Here is a 21,383-nt window from a genome sequence, read left to right as displayed (position 1 = left end):
TGAGGCGTGACGTTCCCGTGCCATATGAAGGTGGCTTACGGAATCCGCGCATCGCAGGAGAGACGGTTGATGACCAAGGGTTCGGATCTGTTCGTGGCGGCCCTCGAAAATGAAGGGGTCGAACGAATTTTCGGCATTCCGGGCGAAGAAAATCTCGACATCGTCGAATCCATCCGCCGCTCGTCGATCCAGCTGATCCTGACGCGCCACGAGCAAGCGGCGGCCTTCATGGCCGCCACCTATGGCAGGCTCACCGGCAAGCCGGGTGTGTGCATCACCACGCTTGGCCCCGGCGCGCTCAATCTGACCACCGGCTCTGCCTATGCGCTGCTCGGCGCGATGCCTATGATCATGATCACCGGCCAGAAGGGCATCCTGTCGTCCCGGCAGGCGCGCTTCCAGATCGTCGACATCGTCGCGGCGATGAAGCCGCTGACCAAGCTGTCGCGCCAGATCGTCTCGCCTAGGATGATCCCGTCGCTGGTGCGCGAAGCCTTCCGCGTCGCCCAGGAAGAGCGCCCCGGCCCCGTGCACCTCGAACTGCCGGAAGACATTGCGGCGGCGGAATGCGAGCCGATCGCGCTGGTGCCGACACATCCCGTCGAATTGCCCCTGGCCAGCGCTGGCGCGCTCGATCGCGCCGCCCGCATGATCATCGAGGCCAAGCGTCCGCTGCTGATGTTTGGCGCCGCGGCGTCGCGCCCGCGGGTGACTCCCGATGTCGCCCAGTTCGTGCTGCGAACGCAGATTCCCTATTTTACCACGCAGATGGGCAAGGGCACGGTACCCGGCGGCACCGAACTCTACATGGGCACGGCGGCTCTTTCGGAACGCGACTACGTGCACGAGGCCATCGAGCAGGCCGACCTGATCATCACCATCGGCCACGACACGGTCGAGAAGCCGCCCTTCATCATGGGGGCGAAGGGGCCGAAGGTCATTCATGTCGGCTACCAGACGGCTGATGTCGAGCAGGTCTATTTCCCGCAAGCCGAGATCGTCGGCGACCTCGGCCCATCGCTGGCGCTGCTGGCTGACCGCATCGAGGGCAAGATTCCCAACGCGCAGGCCCTGCTGCCGCTGCGCGAAGGCATTTTGAGCCGCATCGCCGCGCGCGCCACCGAAGACCGTTTCACGCCGCAGCGCATCGTACATGACGTGCGCGCCGTGATGCCGGCCGACGGGATCCTCGCGCTGGACAACGGCATGTACAAGATCTGGTTCGCGCGCAACTACCGCACGCGCATGGCCAACACGCTGCTGCTCGACAATGCGCTGGCCACCATGGGTGCCGGCCTGCCGTCGGCGATGATGGCGGCACTGCTCTATCCCCAGCGTCGTGTCATGGCTATCGCTGGCGATGGGGGTTTCATGATGAACAGCCAGGAACTGGAGACTGCTGTTCGGCTCAAGCTCAACCTCGTCATCCTGCTGCTGGAAGACCACGCTTATGGCATGATCCGCTGGAAGCAGGCTGTCGACGAATTCCCGGATTTCGGCATGACCTTCGGCAATCCCGACTTTGTCAAATACGCCGAAGCCTATGGAGCCAGGGGCACCAGGGTTGGCGCGATAGCCGACCTGCAACCGGCGTTGGAACAGGCCTTCGCCGACGGCGGCGTGCATCTCGTCGTGGTGCCCATCGACTATTCCGAAAACACCAGGGTGCTCGTCGACGAATTGCGCGAGCGGCTGCCGGCGCCAAAGGCACCCTGACGGCAGCGGCAAAGCCGCCGTCAGGATCGGTTGATGCCTACAGCTTGCAGTAAGGCGTTACCGGCGCGATCGTGCCGAAATCCTTGACGATCTCGTAGCCGATGCCGTCCGCCGCCGCCTTGCCGACATAGGAATGGCAGAGTGTGTGGTTGTTGCTGGCATCGACCCGGATCTTGCCTTGTGGCGCATCGAACTCGATCGTCGGCAGCGCCTTGAGCACATCGTCGTCCTTCAGCGAGCCGGCCTTCTCCGCCGCCAGCGCGTAGAGATGCAGGCCGTTATAGCCGGCCTCGCCGATGCCATTGACCATCTTCTCCTGGCCGAATTTTTCGCGGAAGTTCGCGATGAACTTCTTGTTGACCGGGTTGTCGAGCGCCATCCAGTAGGGCTGCGGCGCGTAGGTGCCGGCGGCGACGCCAGGCGGCAGCGCGTCCTTGTTGAAGACCTCGTCGAGCGGTGCGATCAGAGGCTGCTTGATGTCGAAGCTGCGATACTGCTTGAGCTGCGTGACGGCGTCGTTGCCGACCACCATCGACCACACGACGTCGGGCTTCAGCGACTTGATCTTCTGGAAGGCCGGGCCGAAATCCGTGGTGCCGAACGGATAATAGTCGGCGCCGACAATCTTGCCGCCGGCCTTTTCATAGGCGGCTGTGATCGCCTCGGTCATTTTCTGCGGCCAGGCATAGTCGGACGCCATGATGTAGATGGTCTTGCCGAGGTTTTCGGCCACCCACGGCATCATCGGGTCTACCTGCTGCATCGGGATAGGTCCGGTGGCGACGAAGTAGCGATTGCATTCGCCGCCCTCGAAATTGGTCGGGTAGAAGAACAGCTTCTTGGCCTTCGAGGTGACGGAAAGCGTGGCGCTGCGCTCGGGCGAAATGATCGTTCCCATGATCACGTCGACCTTGTCCTCGTTGAGGAGCTTGCGGGCCTTGTCGATGGAGCCCTTGGTCGTGGTCTGGTTGTCCTCGATGAAGAGCTCCACCTGGCGCCCGCCAATGCCGTTGGCGGCGTTGAGTTCGGCGGCGGCGAGCTTGTAGCAGTTGAGCAGCGTCTCGCCGAGGATCGCCTGCAGCCCGGTGATCGGGATCGACAGCCCGACCTTGACCGTGTCTGCGGCGCGCAGGATTCCCGGCGCGCCGACCATTGCGAAGGCGGCCGCGGCACCGCCGGATTTCAGAACAGTTCTTCTGTTTATCATTGTTGTGTTCCCTTCCAGTCCAGGCGCGCCCCATGCACGCCTTACAAAGCCAAGAGGTCCTTCAGCAGGGTCTCGTCGGCGAATGCTTCCGGCGTGCCCTCATGCACGATCCTGCCCTTCTCCATCACCAGGCAGCGGTCCGCCGCCTTAAGGACGAGATCGAGATTCTGCTCGACCAGGACGATGGCGATGCCGCGCTCGCGCGCGATGCGCGGCACCAGCTCGGCGATCGACTGCACGATGTTAGGCTGGATGCCTTCCGAAGGCTCGTCGAGCAGCAGCACCGACGGCAGGCCGCACAGTGCGCGGCCTATCGCCAGCATCTGCTGCTGGCCCCCCGAGAGCGTACCGGCGGTCTGCGCCTCGCGCTCGCGAAGGATGGGAAAATAGCCAAAGATGTCGGCTGGAATGTCGCCGTCGCCACGATCCTTGGCGGCGCGCGTGCCGACTTCCAGGTTCTGCCGCACCGTCAGCTGGTTGAAGATACCGCGGCCCTGCGGCACATGGGCGATGCCCGCCCGCGCGCGGCGGAAGGCCGGGGCGTTGGTGAGATCCTGGTCGCCGAGAACCACCGCACCGCCGCTCGCCTTCAGGCCCCCGGCGATGACGCGCAGCAGCGTTGTCTTCCCGGCGCCGTTGCGGCCGAGCAGGCCGACCACTTCGCCCGCCGCGACGCCGAGGTCGATGCCGTTCAGCACCGGGAGCAGGCCGTAGCCGGCCGACACGGCAAGTGTCCGCAGCATGGTCAGCGCCTCCCCAGATAGACGTCGCGGACCATCTCGTCGGCCTCGATGTCGTGGAAGGGACCGCTGCGAAGCCGGCGACCCTGGTGCAGCACCAGCGTTTCGCAATTCAGCGCCCGCACGAAGCGTATGTCGTGCTCGACGGCGACGATCGAGAACTCGCCCTTCAGCCGCAGCAGCATTTCGGCCGTCGCCAGCGTCTCCTGCGGCGTCATGCCGGCGGTTGGCTCGTCGAGCAAAAGCAGCCGTGGCTCGATGGCCAGCGCCATGCCGATCTCCAGCCATTGCTTCTGGCCGTGCGCCAGTTCGCCGGCCAATGTGGCAGCACGATTGGTCAGCGCGACCAGTTCCATCAATTCACCGATTGGCCGCGCCGGGGAGGGGGCACCCCATCGTGCGACCTTGAGGTTGTCCTCAACCGAGAGGCTCGGGAAGACCGACGGGATCTGGAACTTGCGGGCAATGCCGAGCCGGGCGATGCGATGCAGCGGCAGGCCGGCAATGTCGCGGCCGAGGAAATGGACGCTGCCGCTGGTCGGGCGCAACGTGCCGGTCAGCACGTTGAGGAAGGTACTCTTGCCGGCGCCGTTCGGGCCGATGATGCAGCAGAGCGCCTTGTCGCGGACCGTCAGGTTCAATCCTTCGAGGGCCTGCAACCCTCCGAAGCGGATGCCGACATTTTCGGCTTGGAGCAGGACGTCGCTCATCAGGCCTGGCTCCTGCCTTTGAACAGGCTCTTCAGCCGCGCATAGATCGACAGGATGCCGTCCGGCAGGACAAAGACGATGATGACGAAGACGCAGCCCAGCAGCAGCGGCCACAGGCTCGGATTGAAGCTGCTGATCGTCTGCTGTGCGCGCTGGATGAAGATTGCGCCCAGCACTGGGCCAAGCAGCGTGCCGCGCCCGCCGACCGCCACCCAGACAATGACCTCCGTCGACAGAAGCAGTCCGGACAGATCGGGGGCAACCAGCCCGGCCATGCAGACATAGAGCGCGCCGGCAAGCCCGGCGATGGCTGCCGAAAGGATGAAGGTGACGAGCAGCCGTAACGGCGCATTGTGGCCGAGTGCCGCCGCCCGGACCTCATTATCCTGAATGGCGGTCAGCACCGTGCCCCAGCGGCCACGGCTGATCGACCACAGCGACAGAACGGCCACCGCCACGATGACCGCGACGAAGATATAGCTCGACAGGTCCTGGCTGAGATCGACATGCCGGCCGCCAAGATCGAATTCGATCGGCGGGATCCCGATCAGGCCGCTGTCGCCGCCGGTGACCGAACTCCAGGAGATGGCCGCCTGCTGGCAGATGACGCCCATGGCCAGCGTGACGATGGTGAAGTAGCTGCCGCGGATGCCGCCGAAGAACAGGAAGTAGCCGATGATGGCGGCGACGAAGGCCGCCCCCGCGACCGCGCCTGTGATGCCGACAAGGCTGGCGAAGGGGATCGCGTCATTGAGCGTGACCAATGCCATGATGTAGCCGCCGATGCCAAAGAAGGCGGCGTGGCCGAAACACAGGATTCCGGTGCGGCCCCAGAAGAAGTCGAGGCTCGCCGCGAACAGGCCGAAGATCAGCGCGTCGCGGATTACCGTCAGTTGGTAGCCGTCGGCGAGGAAGGGATAGAGGATCGCGAGCGCCACGCAGACGGCGAAGATCAGCAGCCAGTTGCGGTCGCGGGCGATCATCGCGACGCCCCGTTGAACAGGCCGTTGGGCCGCACCCGCACGGCGACGATGGCCGCCAGCAGCACGACCGCCTGCGCCAGCGATGGCGAGATCTGGTAGTTGAGGATGCTGGTCAGCCCGCCGACGAAGACGCTGCCGGCGACGAGGCCGCCAATCGAGCCGACCCCGCCGACGATGACGACGAAGAAGGCGTTGGCGAGATAGTTCACCCCCATCTGCGGCAGCACGATCGCCAGGGGCGCGACCAGTCCCCCAGCCAGCCCCGCGATTGCCGCGCCGAAGGTGAAGGCGATGGCGTAAGTGCGGCGCGTGTTGATACCGACGCCCTCCGCCATTTCGCGGTTCTGGATGACGGTGCGGATGTCGAGCCCGAACGACGTCCGGCTGATCAGCAGGATGACGCCGAGCAGGGTCAGCATGGCGATGGCAATCAGGATCAGCCGGTAGGCCGGATAGACGGTGAAGAAGAGGTCGAGCGTGCCCTCGACCGGCGGCGTCACCGGCTTGGCGCCGAGGCCAAAGGTCAATTCCAGCCCTTGCTGCAGGATGAGGCTGACGCCCCAGGTGGCAAGCACCGTCGACACCGGCCGCGAATAGAGGTGGCGAATGACGGCGAATTCCAGGATGCAGCCGACCACGGCGCCGGCGATCGGCGCCGCAGCCAGGCCCAGCCAGAACGAGCCGCCCATACTCTGGATGAAGTATACCGCGAAGGCGCCGACGGTCACAAACTCGCCATGCGCCAGATTGGTCACGTTCATCAGGCCGAAGCTGATGGCGAGCCCGAGCCCGACCAGCATCAGGATGCTGATCAGCGTCAGCGCATTGAGCAATGTCGTGATGGCGAAATCCATCGCTTCAGGCCGCGCTGGCGAGGCGTTGGCGCAAGCCCGCGAGCAGGCCTTCAGCGGCATCGATCACCGCCGCCTGATGCGGCTGCAGGTCCTGCCCCGCCCACTCGTCGATATGGTCCGACAGCGGGTCGACCACCTCGGTGCGGTGATTGGCCAGCGTCTCGATGACGGCGTGGCCGCAGAATGGCACATAGCCCTCGGAATAGCCGCCTTCATGGCTCATCATCAGCCGTCCGTTCGAGACTTCGGCCGCAAACGCCACCATGCGCGCGGCAAGGCGGCGAAAACATTCGCTGTTGAGCATCATGCGGCCGAGCGGATCGAAGCCGGACGCGTCGAAACCGGAAGCGACGATGACGAGGTCGGGCTTGAACGCGCGCAAGGCAGGACCGATGACGCGGTCGAACGTGGCTTCATAGGCGCCTGTGCCGCTGCCGGCCGGCAGCGGGACGTTGATGTTATAGCCTTCGCCGGGTCCCTTGCCGTTGTCGACGAGCGCGCCGCGTCCGGTCGGGTATAGATTGTCCTGATGGAGCGAAATCGTCAGCACCGACGGATCGGAATAAAACACCGTCTCGGTGCCATTGCCGTGATGCACGTCCCAGTCCACCACGGCGGCACGGCCGAGCAGGCCCTCGTGCTGCAGCCGCCGCACGGCGACGCCGATGTTGGAGAACAGGCAATTGCCCATGGCCTGGTCGGGTTCGGCGTGGTGCCCGGGCGGCCGCGCCAGCGCATAGGCGTTGTCGACGCGGCCGGTCAGCACCGCACGCATCGCGGCATAGGTGGTGCCGGCGGACAACAGCGCGATGTCGAAACTGTTGAGGCCGATCGGTGCCTGAGGCCCGGCGAAACCGGATCCGCCTTCGCTCAGCATCCTGATATCATCGACGTGGCGTTGCGTGTGGACGCGCAGCAGGTCTTCCACCGTTACCGGTTCGGCAATGATCGGAACCAAATGGCGTGCCAGGCCACTGACCTGGATGAGATTGTTGAGCCGTCGTTTGGATCCAGGCGATTCCAGGTGGCGTCCGGGTTCCACGAAACGGCCGGGAGGCATCATGTCGGCGCTGGAGCCGGTATCATGCCACATCAGCTGTTCGTGAAAAACGTAGCCTGTCGCCATCCGCGGCATCCTCTAAAAACCAGACGCTAGCAGGCTAACAATCGCCCGGCCCGACCCTAAAGAGGGGCCATGTCAGTCATCTATGCCCCTCCTTTCGGAGGGGTGCGGAGGTTTGCGGCGACCTGCGCGGCGCGCACTGCCTGGACGCGGTTCGATACCGAGAGCTTGCCGAAGATGTTTTTCAAATGCCACTTCACCGTCGTTTCGCTTACCGACAGTGCAACGGCGATATCGCGATTTGACATGCCTTCCGACAGAAAGTGCAGCAGCTCGGACTCGCGCTGGGTGAGCTGTTCTTTCTCGACCGTCGGGGCGGCTGTTTTGCGCGTCGTCACGGGCATCGTCTGCGCGGCATCGATGATGCGCGTCGCATAGGCCGACAGTGACGGGTCGGCCTTTGCCTGGGCCGCCCGGAGCCGCATCAAACCCTCGACGACAGACTTGCCTTCGTCGACGAAGGAGCGGATGAAGCCCGAGGGTTGCGCAAGGCGCAATGCTTCGTGCAGATGGCGGTCTGCTTCCCGCTGGTCATGGCCGGCGCTCTTGGCGCGCAGGATCAGCGCCAGTATGTGCCGGCGCATGCGCCCGCTGCTTTTCGTTCGCTCCAGCAGCGCGTCGAAAATCGCCGCCGCCGCCGCGTAGGATTTTTCCGCCGTAAGCAGCCGGCCTTCGGCGAAGAACTCGAATTCATTGGCGACGGTAGAGGCGGTTTCAGCGCTTTCGCGGCGATGCTCGTCGAGCAGCGCGCGGGCTTCCGGGGTGCGGTTCTGGTCAAGAAGCAGCCGGATGCGATCGTGCACCAGCACCGAAGCGAGGCGGCGGTAGACGGAGCCGCGCACGCGCTGGTAGACGCGCTCCAGCATGTCGAGGGCGGCTTGGCCGCGACCGGTCAGCTGCAGCACCCGGGCATAGGTCGGCACGCTGGCCAGGGGATAGACAATGACCGCTGCGCCCTCGATCAGCGGCCCGAGATTCTCGACCAGCGCCAGTGCTTCGCCGGATGCGTTGGTCTCATAGGCGAGTTCGGCAAGCAGCGTTCCGGCGAGGGCCTCGGCATAGGAGTTGGCGCCGATCCGCGTCCTGGCCTCGATGATCGCGTTGCGCAGCAGCCGTTCGGCCGCGGGCAGGCGGCCGGCCGACCGCTCGATGACGGCCATGTAGCAGTTGGCGATGGTGACGCCGAGCAGGCTGCCGCTTCGCTCATGGGCCTTGCGCGCCGCATCCACAGCAGCGCGTGCCCCCTCAAGGTCGCCCAGCGCGTATAGATTGTAGCCGATGACGTTTGCCGTCGCGCCTTCCATGAACCACGCATCGGGGGCTATGATGCGCAGGGCCGCCAGTGCGGTGTCGCGCGCGTCCTCGAACTGTTCCAGCGTGCTGTGCACGGCCGCTGCAAGGACCTCGAGTTCCGCCTCGATGGTCGTGCCGGTCAGCGTGCCCGGATCCTTGCTATCGGTCGGCCCGGTTTCGACGAGCTGGCGCGCATTGGCGAGGGTCTGCTGGGCAATCTCGGGCTGGCTGCTGTGCACCGCAAGCCACAGCACGACGAGTTGCAGCCGGATGCGCTGATCGATCAGTTTCCTTGGCAGCAGCGCCAGCAGCTGGCGCACATAGAGAAGCTGGCATTGGGCGATGAGTTCGAGCGCGTTGTTCTCGATGAACACCGCGGCGCGGGCTTCGTCGCCGGCGGCGAGCGCATGGCCGATGGCCTCGGTCAGCATCTTGCGTTCGCCGAACCATTCCGAAGCCGCCAGGTGCAGCGGTGCGATCATCTCCGGCTCGCGCCGTTCCATTTCACGGCTGAGGAAGTCGTGGAAAAGGTGATGATAGCGGAACCAGCGCCGTTCCTCGTCGAGCGGCACCAGGAACAGGTTGCGGGTCTCGATCTCGGTGATGGCAACCTCGGCGTCCGCCGCCCGCATCACCGCCCGGCAGGCCTCGGCGCTGAAGCGCTCGAAAATCGAGGAATAGAGCAGGAACTTCGCCAGCGCCGGCGGCAGTTCCAGGAACACTTCTCCCATCAGGAAGTCGGCGACGTTGCGGTTGGCGCCGGTGAAATTGCCGATGACTGTTTCGGGCGCATGGGCCGCACCGAGCGACAGCGAGGCGAGCTGCAGGCCGGCGGCCCAGCCTTCGGTGCGCGAGCACAGTGTTTCCACCGTGCCGCTGCTGACAGAGAGGCCAAGCTTGTCGTTGAAGAAGGCTTCGGCTTCCGACGAGGCGAAACGCAGATCGTCCGGGCCGATTTCAAAGATATCGCCGAGCACCCTGAGCTTGCCGAGCTGCAGCTCGGGCAGGTTGCGCGAACCGATGACGAAGACGACGTTGGTTGGTGCCTGCCGGGTCAGCCGTTCCATGAACCGCTTCACCGCCGGTGCATCGATGGCGTGATAGTCGTCGAAGAACAGGGTGATGTCGGCGTGGCGTGCCGCCAAACCCGACACGAGTGCCGCGAGCACCACGTCGAGTTGCGGGATGGGGCTCGACTGGAAGGCGAGGTCGAGCTCGGCCGGGTTCTGGACGAGATGGCGCAACGCCCCCACCAGATGCGACAGGAAGGCGCCTTCGTCATTGTCCGTCGCCTCGCAGGACAGCCAGGCCGTCAGCCGGCCGTGGCGCGCGACTTCGGCCGCCCATTGCGCCATCGTCGTCGATTTGCCGAAGCCGGCGGGCGCGGCGAACAGCACGATGCGCGTGTCGACATGCCGCTCCAGCCTCGACAAGATGCTCTCGCGCCGTACCCACCGGCGATGGTGAGGCGATGCCAGGCTGGCGGGTTGCGACGACGGTCTCATCTGGCGCCGGGCACCCATTCCGTTTCGATCAGCGGAATTTGCGGCGCGCAATCGCGCGGCAGGGTGCCCTTGATCCTGGGATCATCGGTGATTTCGAAACCGGTTGCATAGGGTTCAAATCCGCAAGCCCGGTAGAAACCGATAACGCTGTGATGATCGAAGCTGCTGGTGTGCAGCCAGATGCGGATGGGGCCTAGGCGCCATGCCTGGTCGAGCGCGCCCGCCATCAGCCGTTTGCCGAAGCCTTGGCCAGTCAAGGAGGGAAACAGGCCCAAATAGGTGATCTCGATCTCGTTGCTGCCGGCGACCGAGAATTCGACCATGCCGACATGGCCCCCACTCTCATCATGGCCGTAGTAGAGATGCTGACTTGGGTCGGCGAAATGCGCCGCGATGTCGGCGTCCGACATTTCGGCGGCGCGGTCCCATAGCCAGGGAGCGCCGATCTCGAGGAAGACTGCGCGGTAGACGGCGGGATCGGGCTTGGTGACGCGGGTCATCGCCAGCGGATGCGCGAGACCGGGCATCGCTGCACGCGCCTCCATCCACGTCACCGCATTGATGATCTTGCCTGCCGGCACGCGCCGGTAGCCCGGCGCGAGATCGGTGGTTTCATCCGGCAATGAGCCTTCAGTGACTTGCATCTGTCCTCGGTCTTCCGCCGCGCAGCCTGGCCGGCATCTCAAGAAGCTGATGCCAACTCTGCGGCCGCCTGCCAAGTGGCTCCAGAGGTGGGCCATCATTTTGGCTCGCCTGCCGCCTGGCCTTTTCGGAGAATGGCATATGAGATATGATACACCATCCCTGGAGAAGCGGAATATCATGCCTGAGCGAATTGCGGACGAGGCCATCTTGCGGGCGGTCGACGATGGCTTCGACCGCCAGCTCGCCTTCTTGGCGGACCTCGTACGCTTTCCCTCGCAGCGGGGTGAGGAACACGCCGCGCAATCCTTCATGGCGGCCGCCTATGAAGCCAATGGCTATGCGGTCGATATGTGGCGTGTGGATGTCGATGCGATCCGCGACCTGCCTGGATTCTCGCCCGTAGCGGTTTCGTACGATGACGCGTTCAACGTCGTCGCCACCCACACGCCGAAAAACGCCACCGGTCGCTCGCTGATCCTCAACGGCCATATCGATGTGGTGCCGACCGGACCGCTCGACCGCTGGGTGCGAGATCCCTACGATCCAGCGATCGAGGATGGCTGGATGCATGGCCGTGGCGCCGGCGACATGAAGGCCGGCCTGTCGGCCTGTCTCTATGCGCTGGCCACCTTGCGCGGCCTCGGCTATCAGCCGGCGGCGAAAGTGTTCCTGCAGTCGGTGGTCGAGGAGGAGTGTACCGGCAATGGCGCGCTCGCTTGCCTGCAGCGCGGTTATCGCGCCGACGCCGCCTTCATTCCCGAACCGCTGGAACCAAGACTGATGCGGGCGCAGGTTGGGCCGATCTGGTTCAGGGTCGAGGTCGACGGCGATCCGCAGCACGCGTCGGGCGCCTTTTCCGCCGGCGCCAATGCCATCGAGAAGGCCTTCCTCATCATCCAGGCGCTGAAGCAGCTCGAAATCGTCTGGAATGCCAGAAAGGTTGACGACAGGCATTTCTGTAATCACCCGCACCCGATCCGATTCAACCTCGGCAAGATCCAAGGCGGCGAATGGACATCGAGCGTTCCCGCCCGCTGCGTCTTCGAGATGCGGGTCGCGACCTATCCCGGCCAGAAGCTCGAGGACGCCAGGGCCGAACTCGAGGCCTGCATCGCCGATGCCGCCCGCGCCGATCCGTTCCTCGCCAATCGCCCGCCCAGGATGACCTACAACGGCTTCATGGCCGAGGGCTATGTGCTGGAAGGCGCCGACGAGATGGAAGCCGTGCTGCGCCGCAGCCACACCGCCGTGTGGGGTGAGCCGTTGACGGAACATGTCACCTCGGCGACCACCGATGCGCGCTTCTTCGGCCTTTATGCCGACACGCCGGCAATCGTCTACGGCCCGATCTGCCGCATGCCGCATGGCTATGACGAGGCTGTCGATCTCGATTCCGTGCGCAAGGTCACCCAGACCATTGCGCTCTTCATCGCCGACTGGTGCGGCCTCGAACCCATCGATGCCGAGGTCAGGCCATGAACGCGGCCATATTGGATGCTTTCGGCGAGACGCTCGCGGACGATGCGCCCGATGTCTCGATCGCCGAGGCGCTTGCCCTGTTGCGTGGCCACTATGGGCTCACTGGCAGCGCGCGCACTCTGCCAGGCGAACGCGACCACAATTTTCACATCCAGACAGAAGGCGAGGGTGAATTTGTCCTGAAGGTCTCGCATCCGGCGGAAGAGGCCGATTTCACCGATTTCCAGAACAAGGCGCTCGACCATATACTGACGGTCGACCCGGCTTTGCCGGTTCCCTCGGTGCGCAAGAGCCTCGAAGGCGAAGCGCAGTTCATGGTCGGCATCGGCGGATCGGCGCCGCGCATCGTGCGGCTCGTCACCTATCTGCCGGGACAGCTGCTTTCGCGCTCGCCCACCTCATCGGCACAGGATCGCAATCTCGGCATCTTCCTCGCCCGGCTTGGCCGGGCGCTTCGCGGCTTCTTCCATCCGGCCGCCGGCAGTGACCTTTTGTGGGACATCCGCAAGGTCGCCAAGACGCGGCCCATGCTGGCGCATATCGTCGATGCCGGCCATCGCGCCATGGTCGAGCGCGTCATCGACGCCTACGAGGAGCACGCGGCACCGGTTATTCCCGGGCTGCGCGCCCAGATCGTCCACAACGACATGAACTCCTACAATGTGGTGATGGACGCTTCGCGACCGGAAATGGTCAACGGCATCCTCGATTTCGGCGACATGATCCATTCGCCGCTGATCTGCGATCTCGCCATCGGGGCCGTCTATCGCTGGCCGGCCGAAGGTCATCCGCTGGCGCCCGCCGCGCGCTTCGTCGCCGGCTATCAGTCCGTGCAGCCGCTCGAGATCGAAGAACTTGGCATCCTCTTTCACCTCATTCGTGCCCGCCTCGCACTCATCGCCAACATCGCCAGCTGGCAGGCCGAGCGTTTTCCGGCCAAGCGCGACTATGTCCTGCGCCTCATCACCGAGGTCTGGGCATCGCTTGAGCGGCTGGACGGACTGTCGTCCGCGGACGCCCGCCGCTATTTTCTCGACCATTCCAAGCCGGAGTAGATGCCGTGTCCCTGTCCTCGCCACATCCTGCAAATGTCGACTCGGCGGCATCCGAGCAAGCGCTGCTCGAACGCCGCGCCAGATTGCTCGGGCCAACCTATCGCGCCTTCTACCGCAGCCCCATCCATCTGGTGCGTGGCAGCGGTGTCTGGCTCTACGATGCCCAAGGCCGAAAATACCTCGACGCCTATAACAACGTCGCCTCCGTCGGACACTGCCATCCGCGCGTCGTGGAGGCGCTATCTGGGCAGGCCGCCACGCTCAACACGCACACGCGCTATCTCAGCGAGATCATTCTCGACTACGCGGAAAGGCTGCTCGGCACGCTTCCCCCCCGTCTCGGCCATGCCATGTTCACTTGCACCGGCAGCGAGGCCAACGATCTCGCCATCCGCATCGCCCAGCACTCGACCGGCAACACCGGCGTGATCATCACCGACTTCGCCTACCACGGCGCGACCATCGCGACAGCACAGCTGTCGCCGGCTGCGGTCGGGGCAGCGGGCGTGCCCGCCCGGCATCGGGCCGTGGCAGCGCCGGACACGTTCCGCGACGGCGGCCGCGCCGCGCATGATTTCGCCAGAAATGTCGCCGCCGCTATCGAGGATATGCGGGCGCAAAATATCCGCCCGGCGGCGCTGCTGCTCGATTCCGCCTTTTCAAGCGACGGCATCTTCTTCCCCGACGCTTCCGTCATGCGCGATGCGGCCGATCATGTCAGGAAGGCCGGCGGCATCGTCATTGCCGACGAGGTCCAGTCCGGTTTCGGCCGGCTTGGCCAGGGCATGTGGGGCTTCGCCAACTATGGCCTCGCGCCTGACATCGTCACCATGGGCAAGCCGATCGGCGACGGGCATCCGATGGGCGCGGTGATCGTGCGGCCGCAGCTGGTGAGCTCGTTCGGTTCGAACACCGGCTACTTCAACACTTTCGGCGGCAATCCGGTCGCCGCCGCGGTCGGCATCGCCGTGCTCGATGTGATCGAGGGCGAGGGGCTGATCGAAAACGCGCGGACGGTTGGCGCCTATACAGGAGAATTGCTGGCCGCCTTGCAGAGCCGGCACGGCATGGTCGCCGATGTCAGGCACAACGGCCTCTATTTCGGCGTCGAGCTGATGGCGGAGGATGAGGCCACTGCTGCTGCCAAGACTTCATCCGTCGTTGAAGCCATGCGCGAGGACGGCGTGCTGATCTCGTCGTGCGGTCCACGCGGCAATGTGCTGAAGATCAGGCCGCCACTGCCCTTTGCCAGGGACAATGCCGAGCAGCTGGCCGAGGCGCTCGATCGCGCACTGTCGAACTGGTGAGCTGAGCGGGCACGCATGCTGAAGCTCGAGCATCAAACCCTCAATGACCGGGCCTACGGCGCGCTCAAGCAGGAGTTGATCTCGGGCGGCTTCAGCCCGGGCCAGATACTGGTCATCCGCAAGCTTGCCGAGAGCTTTGGCATTTCGACGACGCCGATCCGCGAGGCGCTGCAAAGACTGGTCGCCGAGCGACTTCTGGAAATGCAGAACAACCGCTCGATCATCGTGCCCTTGCTCTCCGCGCCCGCCTTCTCGGAATTGACGCGCATCCGCATCGCCGTCGAGGGACTGGCAGGCGAGATGGCCACGTCACGGATGACTGAAAGCGGGCTGGCCGACATCCAAGCCGCGCTCGGCGACATGCAGCGGGCCATCGAGGCGCAGGACGCCACGGCCTATCTGGCCCTGAACGAAGCCTTCCATTTTGCTATTTATGAGCACGCCGGCGCGCCGATCCTCTTGAACATGATCCGCGATCTCTGGGGGCGCGTCGGACCCTATCTCAAGCTCCTGATGCGGGCCGATCGCTACATTCCGCAATCCAATGACGCACACCGCGGGATCGTCGCCGCGCTGGAACAGCGCAACGGCCCGGCCGTTCGGGCTTCCCTTGAAGAGGATATCTCCGTGGCGGCCGCGGTCCTCTGCGACAATCTCCACATGGCGCACTGATCGCGGGCAGGCTCGGTCGGCCTATGCCGTCTCGTCCATCCGGTCGCGCAGGATGCTCCAGCCGAGCAGCATGTTGGGCGCGTGCCGCAGCAGGGCATGGAACGGAATTGGCGCCGGCGGTGCGAAGGGCACCGGCACATCACGCGCTTCGGCTCCAGCGGCCCAGTCGGCCAGCACCTTGCCCATCGCCGTGGTCATGGCGATGCCGCGTCCATTGCAGGCGCGACCGGCAATCAGCCCCGGTCCGAGGTCCAGGAGATGCGGCAGGAAATCCGGTTCGACCGCCGCCATCCCCGACCAGCTGTAGGCAAGGGGGGGCAAATCAGGCAGGTCGAGGTGCCGGCCGAGCCGTCGCCAGATTGTTTGCGGCACGCGCGTATCGGCGCCGGCGCCAAGAATATGCATGCCGCCGCTGATCAGCCGGTTGTCGGCGTCGAAGCGAAAGGTGAAGAGGTTGCGCCTGGTGTCGCCGACGCCTTGTCCGCCAGGCAGCAGACGCGTTCGGATTTCATGCGGCAGGGGCGCGGTCGCGATCTGGAAGACCTTCAGCGGAATATAGGTTCGCCGCAGCAACGGATCGAGCGACCCGCCATAGGCGTTGGTAGCGATCAGCACCTTGGCCGCGCGTACCAGGCCCAACCGTGTTTGAAGTACCCAACCATCGGCGACGCGATCGATCGAGGTGACCGGCGTGTGCTCGAAAATCTTCGCGCCGGCCTTCTCCGCCGCATCGGCGAGCCCCCGCGCATAGGCGACCGGATTGAGCACGCCGCTGGAACGATCCATCCAGCCACCGACATAGCCGCGTGCGCCGGTCAGCGCTTCGACCTCTTGCCGATCCAGGGTTACGACAGGCCGGCCGCGCCGCGCCCATTGGTCCGCGCGGGATTTGACCTTCTCCAGGGCCGCCGGCGAGTGCGCCGGCTGGATCCATCCGTTCTGCACCGCGTCGCAGTCGATGCCGTGCCGCCGGATCAAGCCGAAGACGAGGTCGGCACTGCCGGCGGCAAAATCGATGAGGCGTTCGCCGCGCTCGGCGCCGAGATGCGCGAGGATGCTGCCGGGGTCCATCCTGGCGAAGTTCGGCACGACGAAACCGGCATTCCTGCCAGTCGCGCCCCAGGCGATGATCTCGGCTTCGAGCACTGCGACCGAGATGCCTTTTTCGGCGGCGTGCAGCGCGGTCGACAGACCGGAAAACCCACCGCCGACAATGGCAAGGTTGACATCGAGGTTGCCACTCAGCGCAGGCCGCTTGCGGCGATCGCGGCTGATGGCATGCCAAAGCGAAATGCCGTTCGCACCCTGCCGGACCGGGGCATTCATGAACCGGAACTGCTTTTGTCCGTGGCGATCCGCTTGCGTTTGCCGAAGCGCGTCCGCCGTGGCCTGTCGCCGAGCAATCCGTTCGGCCGCATCAGCAGAATCACGCAGAGCATCACGCCGATGGCGACGATCTGCAGCGAGGCGGCGCGCGCCTGCTGCTCGGGCGGGAAGAACACGCTGGTCAGCGTGCCCGATCCGGCCCAAATCCCCCAGACCAGGACACTGCCGATGACCGCGCCGAGATTGCTGCCCGAGCCCCCGACGATCAGCATCACCCAGACCTGAAAGGTGAGGATCGGCAGGTAATTGTCCGGCGCGATGAAGCCGGTGAAATGCGCCTGCAGCGCGCCGGCCAGCGCCATGATGGCGCCGCCGACGGCAAACGCCTGGACGCGGTAGAAGCGCGCGCTCTTGCCGAGAGAAATCGCCGCCCGCTCGTCCTCCCGCAGCGCTTTCAGTACACGGCCCCACGGACTGCGCGACAGATGCTCCAAGGCGAGATAGGCAATCAGCGTCACAGCGCAGACGACGGCAAGGTTCGACAGGTTGAACATCAGCGGCGTCTCCGCCAGGCCGCCGAAGGGGCGCGGGATGAAGCCGATGCCGAACGGTCCGCCGGTCAGGTTCTGCGCGTTGAGTGCGACCAATTGCACGACGACAGCCACGCCGAAGGTGGTGATCGCCAGATAGTCGGATCTAAGACGCAACGTCGCCATGCCGGTAAGCGCGGCCGCAATGCCGCCAACGATCATGGCACCCACCCAGCCGGCGAGGATGGGCAGGCCAAAGCCGCCGAGCCGCGCGGGATCGTCCGGTGTCGTCAGCAGCGCCGAGGTGTAGGCACCGATGGCGACGAAGCCCGCCAGGCCGACATTGAACAGGCCGGTCAGGCCCCATTGCAGGTTGAGCCCCAGCGTGACCAGTGAGAAGATCAGCGCCGTGGTCAGGAAGAAGGCGCCGTATCCGACCAGATCGATCATCTTTCCCGAACTCCGAAAAGGCCGATCGGCCGCACGAACAGCACAGCCATCAGGATGATGAAGGAAACGGCGGCGCGCCATTCGGCGCCGATCAGCTGCACCGCGCCGGCTTCGGCGAGACCGATGATCAGGCCGCCGAGCACCGCGCCCGGGATGCTGCCGATGCCGCCGAGGATGGCGGCGGCGAACATCGGCAGCAGCATGTCGAAGCCCATGAACGGGCGGATCTGCACCAGGATGCCGATCATCACGCCAGCCACGCAGGCGAGCGCGCCGCCGATGATCCACGTCACCCGCACCACGCTGGCAACGTCGATCCCGACGACGCGGGCCAGTGCCGCGTTCTGGCTCAAGGCCTGCATGGCGCGGCCAGTCTGCGTGCGCGTCATCAACAGATGCACGCCGAGCACGAGTATGGCGGTCAACACGAGCAATGCGATCTGGTCGGGCGTGATGCGGATGCCGAAGCCGACCGGCATGGCGATCTGGATCGCCCGGCTGAAATAGGTCGGCCGTGAGGTGAAGGTGAATTCGAGCAGGCTGCGTAGCGCCATCGAGGCGCCGAAGCTCGCCATCACCACGATGATCGCGTGGCCCTGCGAGCGCAGCCGCGAAAACAGGATCTTGTCGAGCAGCAGTGCGAGCAAGGCGGTGAATGCCATGCCGACGATCAGGGCAACAAGAAGCGGCCAGCCGAAGGATAGCGGCCCGATCGGTGCCACCTTGCCGAACATCGCACCGATGGCACTGACCACGGCCAGCGTCGCATAGGTGCCCCAGGCCATGAAGTCGCCATGGGCGAAGTTGGAGAAACGCAGGATCGAATAGGTGAGCGTCACGCCGATGGCGCCGAGGCCGATCATCGAGCCGGTCAGCAATCCGTCGACGATGAATTGCAGGCTCATGCCGCGCCTCCCTTACCTACATGAGAAGGGCGCTGGCCAAGATAGAGTTCGGCGACGACAGGGTCGTTCCACAATTCGGAGGCTATGCCTTCGTGCCGGTCCTTGCCTTCGGCCAGCACATAGGCGCGGTCGCCGATGGCAAGCGCTGCCTTGGCGTTCTGCTCGACCAAAAGGATGGTGACTCCGGACTTGCGGATGCCGGCCAGCATCTCGAATACCATTGCGACGAACTTCGGCGACAGGCCGGCGGACGGCTCGTCCAGCACCAGCACCTTGGGATGGACGATCAGCGCCCGCGCCACGGCAAGCATCTGCCGCTGGCCTCCCGACAGATTGCCGGCGGCGGTGCGGCGCTGGCGGACAAGGTCGGGGAAGGCGGCGTACATTTCCTCGATGCGGGCCGGGATGTCGCGCCGCTCGAGGATGCCGCAGGACACCTTGAGATTGTCCTCCACCGACATCAGCGGAAAGATGTTCTCGGTCTGCGGCACGAAGGCGAGGCCAAGCCGCACCATGGTGTGGGCGGGCGCGGCGGTGATGTCCCTGCCGTCCAGCAGCACCGTGCCGCCGGTGATCGGCACGAGGCCGGCGATCGCCTTGATGAAGCTCGACTTGCCAGCGCCGTTGGGGCCGAGCACGACGACGATCTCGCCTCTGTCGACGGTGATCGAGGCGCCGCGCACGATCGGCACGCCGGGCTCATAGCCGGCTTCGAGGTCGCGTACATCGAGGACGGTCTCGCTCATGCGGTGCCTCCGAGATAGGCCTCGATGACGCGCGGGTCGCGCGCGACCTCTTCTGCCGTGCCTTCGCTCAGCAGTTGGCCGCTCGCCATGACAAGGACGCGGTGGCAGAGCCGCGTCACCATGTCGATGTTGTGCTCGATCAGCAGGAAGGTGATGCCGCCCGCGTTGATGTCGCGGATGCGGTCGATGATGACTTCGAGCAACGTCGCATTGACGCCGGCGGCGGGTTCGTCAAGCAGGATGATCGCCGGGTCGGCCATCATGACCCGGGCAAGTTCGAGCAGCTTGCGCTGGCCGCCGGACAGCACGCGCGCCGGCTCATGGGCGAGATGGCTGAGGGTGACGAGTTCGAGCAGGTCGAGGGCTTTCGTCCGGGCGGCTTTTTCCTGTGCCGCCACTCGCCACGGCGTGAGGAAGTTAGCCAGCAGCTTTTCGCCGGCCTGGCCCTGTGCCGCGAGCATGATGTTCTCGATCAGCGTCAGATTGGGCAGCGGGCGCGGGATCTGGAAGGTACGGCCGAGCCCACGGCCGATGCGCAAATGAGCAGCTTCGCCCGAGACGCGCGTGCCGTTGAGAAGGATGTCGCCGCTGGTCGGCAGGATACTGCCTGCGAGCAGGTCGAACATGGTCGTCTTGCCGGCCCCGTTGGGTCCGATCAGGCCAAGGATTTCACCTGCTTTGACATGAAACGAGACATCGTTGACGGCGACAAGGCCGCCGAACCGCCTGACGACGTTGCTTGCCGTCAGAACCGGGACACGGGTCTCCTTCCCCTGCCTTTCCGCTGCCTCGCTCATCAAACCCTCTGGCCGAAGACAGTCGTCGCCGTCTCCTGATTATGATTTGTGATCACACTTGCTTTGATCACGCTATTCGGCTTTAATTTCATCCGCAAGCCGAAAACCCGCTGAGAACGGAATTCCATGCAAAAGGCTGCCATCGAGAAAAACAACGAGGCGATCGCGGCCCAGCTGGCTCCGGTCGGCCGCGAGACGGTGCAGGACCGCGTCTATTCCGAGCTACGTCGGGCCTTGATCGGTGGCCTGTTCGAGCCAAGCCAGGTGCTGACCATCCGCGGTCTGGCCGATGCGCTGGTCACTTCGACCATGCCGGTGCGGGAGGCGCTTGGCCGGCTGATCACGGAAAAGGCGCTGGAGGCGCTGCCCAACCGTTCGGTGCGGGTGCCGCCAATCACGCTGGAGCGCCTCGACGATCTCTTGCGTGCCCGCGTCCTGATCGAGGGCGAGGCGATCGCGCTGGCCGCCGCCCGCATGGGGCCGCGCCAGATCTCCACCATCGAAACCATTCTCGGCGAGTGGGACGAGATGCGGGCGCTGAAACACAAGAAGGATGTCGACCGCGAAGTGACGCTCAACCAGAGCTTTCACTTCGAGATCTATCGCTCCTGCGGCTCGGCCGTGTTGATCCCGATGATCGAGAGCCTGTGGCTGCAATCAGGTCCATGCATCCGCGTCGCCATCTACGCCTTCTCGGAAGCCGGCGAGGTCGACACCGCCCAGTATCATCGCCGCATCGTCGAGGCGCTGGCCACGCAGGATGCTCGGGCGGCGCGCGAAGCACTGGTCGCCGACATCAGCCGGCCCTTCACCTTCCTGCGCAGCAAGCTGCAATCCGCGGCTGGGAAAGATCAGACATGACCTCCATCCGGATCAGCGAGCCACGCTCGAAGCTTTCCGTCACGGCGCTGCTGCTGCCGAAAAAGGCGCCGGAGAACGCGGCCTTTCTCACAGCCCATCTCGCCACGCCACGCGTCGTCCCCGCCATTCACGCCATGTGGACGGGACCTGAGATCTCCTGCCCGGTTCCATCAGCCGATCTCGAGGGGCAGGCCTATGCCCAGCCGCTGCCGGCGGAGAACGCGACCCTGACGCCGCAGCCGGGCGACATCGTGTTGTCCTACGTGCCGCCGCGCATGTGGGGCGGCAACCCCAACGCAATCTTCGACATCGGCCTGTTCTATGGGCAGGGCGCGCGTCTGCTGTTCCCGATCGGCTGGCTGGCCGGCAGCGTCGTCGCGCAGGTGGAGCCCGAGGAGCGCGATCAATTCGCGGCTGCCTGCGGCATCATCCGCCGCAACGGCGCCTGCGACATCACCTTCAGTCTGGTGGAGGCCTGA

The 21,383-nt window shown here is 65.0% G+C and carries 20 protein-coding genes; 7 read left to right on the top strand and 13 right to left on the bottom strand.

The features are described from left to right. Positions 1-69: 69 nt before the first annotated feature. Positions 70-1,716 carry an acetolactate synthase large subunit gene (locus tag FJ954_RS13025; protein ID WP_140661559.1) on the top strand — a complete coding sequence of 549 codons (1,647 nt, stop codon included), beginning with the start codon at positions 70-72 and terminating at the stop codon, positions 1,714-1,716. A gap of 37 nt (positions 1,717-1,753) precedes the next feature. Here the strand turns inward: FJ954_RS13025 and FJ954_RS13020 are convergent, their stop codons facing one another. From FJ954_RS13020 to FJ954_RS12985, 8 genes are all read right to left on the bottom strand, one after another. Further along, positions 1,754-2,923 carry a substrate-binding protein gene (locus FJ954_RS13020; RefSeq protein WP_140661558.1) on the bottom strand — a complete coding sequence of 390 codons (1,170 nt, stop codon included), beginning with the start codon at positions 2,921-2,923 and terminating at the stop codon, positions 1,754-1,756. A 41-nt stretch (positions 2,924-2,964) separates the two neighbouring features. Next, complete coding sequence (locus FJ954_RS13015; protein WP_140661557.1) at positions 2,965-3,666, bottom strand: ABC transporter ATP-binding protein; 702 nt, start codon at positions 3,664-3,666, stop codon at positions 2,965-2,967. Positions 3,667-3,668: 2 nt separating this feature from the next. After that, entirely contained in the window at positions 3,669-4,373 is a 705-nt protein-coding gene (locus tag FJ954_RS13010) for an ATP-binding cassette domain-containing protein (RefSeq protein WP_140617462.1), read from the bottom strand. After that, complete coding sequence (locus FJ954_RS13005; RefSeq protein WP_140617461.1) at positions 4,373-5,356, bottom strand: branched-chain amino acid ABC transporter permease; 984 nt, start codon at positions 5,354-5,356, stop codon at positions 4,373-4,375. The genes FJ954_RS13010 and FJ954_RS13005 overlap by 1 nt, the downstream gene beginning before the upstream one ends. Next, a complete protein-coding gene (gene urtB, locus FJ954_RS13000) occupies positions 5,353-6,210 on the bottom strand; it encodes an urea ABC transporter permease subunit UrtB (RefSeq protein ID WP_140617460.1) in 858 nt (285 codons plus the stop codon). Before urtB ends, FJ954_RS13005 begins: the two co-directional genes overlap by 4 nt. A gap of 4 nt (positions 6,211-6,214) precedes the next feature. After that, complete coding sequence (locus FJ954_RS12995; protein ID WP_140661556.1) at positions 6,215-7,336, bottom strand: class II histone deacetylase; 1,122 nt, start codon at positions 7,334-7,336, stop codon at positions 6,215-6,217. A gap of 80 nt (positions 7,337-7,416) precedes the next feature. Then, positions 7,417-10,059, bottom strand: a complete 2,643-nt coding sequence (locus FJ954_RS12990) for a LuxR C-terminal-related transcriptional regulator (protein WP_224523776.1) — start codon at positions 10,057-10,059, stop codon at positions 7,417-7,419. Positions 10,060-10,127: 68 nt separating this feature from the next. Beyond that, positions 10,128-10,775 carry a GNAT family N-acetyltransferase gene (locus FJ954_RS12985; protein ID WP_140661555.1) on the bottom strand — a complete coding sequence of 216 codons (648 nt, stop codon included), beginning with the start codon at positions 10,773-10,775 and terminating at the stop codon, positions 10,128-10,130. 178 nt (positions 10,776-10,953) lie between these two features. On the opposite strand from FJ954_RS12985, the gene FJ954_RS12980 reads away from it, so the two are divergent. The 4 genes from FJ954_RS12980 to FJ954_RS12965 are packed head-to-tail and all read left to right on the top strand — an operon-like array spanning position 10,954 to position 15,289. After that, positions 10,954-12,255, top strand: a complete 1,302-nt coding sequence (locus FJ954_RS12980; RefSeq protein ID WP_181177809.1) for an ArgE/DapE family deacylase — start codon at positions 10,954-10,956, stop codon at positions 12,253-12,255. Next, positions 12,252-13,310 (top strand): phosphotransferase, encoded by a 1,059-nt coding sequence (locus tag FJ954_RS12975; RefSeq protein ID WP_140661554.1) that lies wholly within the window; start codon positions 12,252-12,254, stop codon positions 13,308-13,310. The genes FJ954_RS12980 and FJ954_RS12975 overlap by 4 nt, the downstream gene beginning before the upstream one ends. Positions 13,311-13,315: 5 nt before the next feature. Next, positions 13,316-14,617, top strand: coding sequence for an aspartate aminotransferase family protein (locus FJ954_RS12970; protein ID WP_015319030.1), 1,302 nt, complete (start codon positions 13,316-13,318; stop codon positions 14,615-14,617). A gap of 15 nt (positions 14,618-14,632) precedes the next feature. Beyond that, on the top strand, positions 14,633-15,289 hold the full coding sequence (locus FJ954_RS12965) for a GntR family transcriptional regulator (RefSeq protein WP_015319029.1): 657 nt from the start codon (positions 14,633-14,635) through the stop codon (positions 15,287-15,289). Between the two features lie 21 nt (positions 15,290-15,310). Here the strand turns inward: FJ954_RS12965 and FJ954_RS12960 are convergent, their stop codons facing one another. From FJ954_RS12960 to FJ954_RS12940, 5 genes are read right to left on the bottom strand one after another with little or no spacing between them, the layout of a single operon-like run. Next, positions 15,311-16,615 (bottom strand): FAD-dependent oxidoreductase, encoded by a 1,305-nt coding sequence (locus FJ954_RS12960; protein ID WP_140661553.1) that lies wholly within the window; start codon positions 16,613-16,615, stop codon positions 15,311-15,313. After that, the gene (locus FJ954_RS12955; protein WP_181177808.1) at positions 16,612-17,595 is read right to left on the bottom strand and encodes a branched-chain amino acid ABC transporter permease; all 984 of its coding nucleotides are present in this window, start codon (positions 17,593-17,595) and stop codon (positions 16,612-16,614) included. The genes FJ954_RS12960 and FJ954_RS12955 overlap by 4 nt, the downstream gene beginning before the upstream one ends. After that, positions 17,592-18,500 carry a branched-chain amino acid ABC transporter permease gene (locus FJ954_RS12950; RefSeq protein ID WP_140661552.1) on the bottom strand — a complete coding sequence of 303 codons (909 nt, stop codon included), beginning with the start codon at positions 18,498-18,500 and terminating at the stop codon, positions 17,592-17,594. The genes FJ954_RS12955 and FJ954_RS12950 overlap by 4 nt, the downstream gene beginning before the upstream one ends. Further along, positions 18,497-19,246 (bottom strand): ABC transporter ATP-binding protein, encoded by a 750-nt coding sequence (locus FJ954_RS12945; protein ID WP_015319025.1) that lies wholly within the window; start codon positions 19,244-19,246, stop codon positions 18,497-18,499. The genes FJ954_RS12950 and FJ954_RS12945 overlap by 4 nt, the downstream gene beginning before the upstream one ends. Further along, complete coding sequence (locus FJ954_RS12940; protein WP_140661551.1) at positions 19,243-20,043, bottom strand: ABC transporter ATP-binding protein; 801 nt, start codon at positions 20,041-20,043, stop codon at positions 19,243-19,245. Before FJ954_RS12940 ends, FJ954_RS12945 begins: the two co-directional genes overlap by 4 nt. Before the next feature lie 126 nt (positions 20,044-20,169). Here FJ954_RS12940 and FJ954_RS12935 point away from each other — a divergent pair, with 126 nt between their 5' ends. Both FJ954_RS12935 and FJ954_RS12930 read left to right on the top strand, forming a co-directional pair. Continuing rightward, positions 20,170-20,904 (top strand): GntR family transcriptional regulator, encoded by a 735-nt coding sequence (locus FJ954_RS12935; RefSeq protein WP_140661550.1) that lies wholly within the window; start codon positions 20,170-20,172, stop codon positions 20,902-20,904. Continuing rightward, positions 20,901-21,383 (top strand): DUF3830 family protein, encoded by a 483-nt coding sequence (locus FJ954_RS12930; RefSeq protein WP_140661549.1) that lies wholly within the window; start codon positions 20,901-20,903, stop codon positions 21,381-21,383. Before FJ954_RS12935 ends, FJ954_RS12930 begins: the two co-directional genes overlap by 4 nt.

Origin of the sequence: Mesorhizobium sp. B2-3-15 (assembly GCF_006442875.1) — a bacterium.
Classification (GTDB): Bacteria; Pseudomonadota; Alphaproteobacteria; order Rhizobiales; family Rhizobiaceae; genus Mesorhizobium; species Mesorhizobium australicum.
Note: the sequence above shows the minus strand (reverse complement) of the source record. Positions and strands in the feature narration are given on the sequence as shown.

Bases quoted from the DNA above. Each gene is read 5' to 3' on its own strand.
- FJ954_RS13025 (WP_140661559.1), top strand. From the start codon at position 70: ATGACCAAGGGTTCGGATCTGTTCGTGGCGGCCCTCGAAAATGAAGGG.
- FJ954_RS13020 (WP_140661558.1), bottom strand. From the start codon at position 2,923: ATGATAAACAGAAGAACTGTTCTGAAATCCGGCGGTGCCGCGGCCGCC.
- FJ954_RS13015 (WP_140661557.1), bottom strand. From the start codon at position 3,666: ATGCTGCGGACACTTGCCGTGTCGGCCGGCTACGGCCTGCTCCCGGTG.
- FJ954_RS13010 (WP_140617462.1), bottom strand. From the start codon at position 4,373: ATGAGCGACGTCCTGCTCCAAGCCGAAAATGTCGGCATCCGCTTCGGA.
- FJ954_RS13005 (WP_140617461.1), bottom strand. From the start codon at position 5,356: ATGATCGCCCGCGACCGCAACTGGCTGCTGATCTTCGCCGTCTGCGTG.
- urtB (WP_140617460.1), bottom strand. From the start codon at position 6,210: ATGGATTTCGCCATCACGACATTGCTCAATGCGCTGACGCTGATCAGC.
- FJ954_RS12995 (WP_140661556.1), bottom strand. From the start codon at position 7,336: ATGGCGACAGGCTACGTTTTTCACGAACAGCTGATGTGGCATGATACC.
- FJ954_RS12985 (WP_140661555.1), bottom strand. From the start codon at position 10,775: ATGCAAGTCACTGAAGGCTCATTGCCGGATGAAACCACCGATCTCGCG.
- FJ954_RS12980 (WP_181177809.1), top strand. From the start codon at position 10,954: ATGCCTGAGCGAATTGCGGACGAGGCCATCTTGCGGGCGGTCGACGAT.
- FJ954_RS12975 (WP_140661554.1), top strand. From the start codon at position 12,252: ATGAACGCGGCCATATTGGATGCTTTCGGCGAGACGCTCGCGGACGAT.
- FJ954_RS12965 (WP_015319029.1), top strand. From the start codon at position 14,633: ATGCTGAAGCTCGAGCATCAAACCCTCAATGACCGGGCCTACGGCGCG.
- FJ954_RS12960 (WP_140661553.1), bottom strand. From the start codon at position 16,615: ATGAATGCCCCGGTCCGGCAGGGTGCGAACGGCATTTCGCTTTGGCAT.
- FJ954_RS12955 (WP_181177808.1), bottom strand. From the start codon at position 17,595: ATGATCGATCTGGTCGGATACGGCGCCTTCTTCCTGACCACGGCGCTG.
- FJ954_RS12950 (WP_140661552.1), bottom strand. From the start codon at position 18,500: ATGAGCCTGCAATTCATCGTCGACGGATTGCTGACCGGCTCGATGATC.
- FJ954_RS12945 (WP_015319025.1), bottom strand. From the start codon at position 19,246: ATGAGCGAGACCGTCCTCGATGTACGCGACCTCGAAGCCGGCTATGAG.
- FJ954_RS12940 (WP_140661551.1), bottom strand. From the start codon at position 20,043: ATGAGCGAGGCAGCGGAAAGGCAGGGGAAGGAGACCCGTGTCCCGGTT.
- FJ954_RS12935 (WP_140661550.1), top strand. From the start codon at position 20,170: ATGCAAAAGGCTGCCATCGAGAAAAACAACGAGGCGATCGCGGCCCAG.
- FJ954_RS12930 (WP_140661549.1), top strand. From the start codon at position 20,901: ATGACCTCCATCCGGATCAGCGAGCCACGCTCGAAGCTTTCCGTCACG.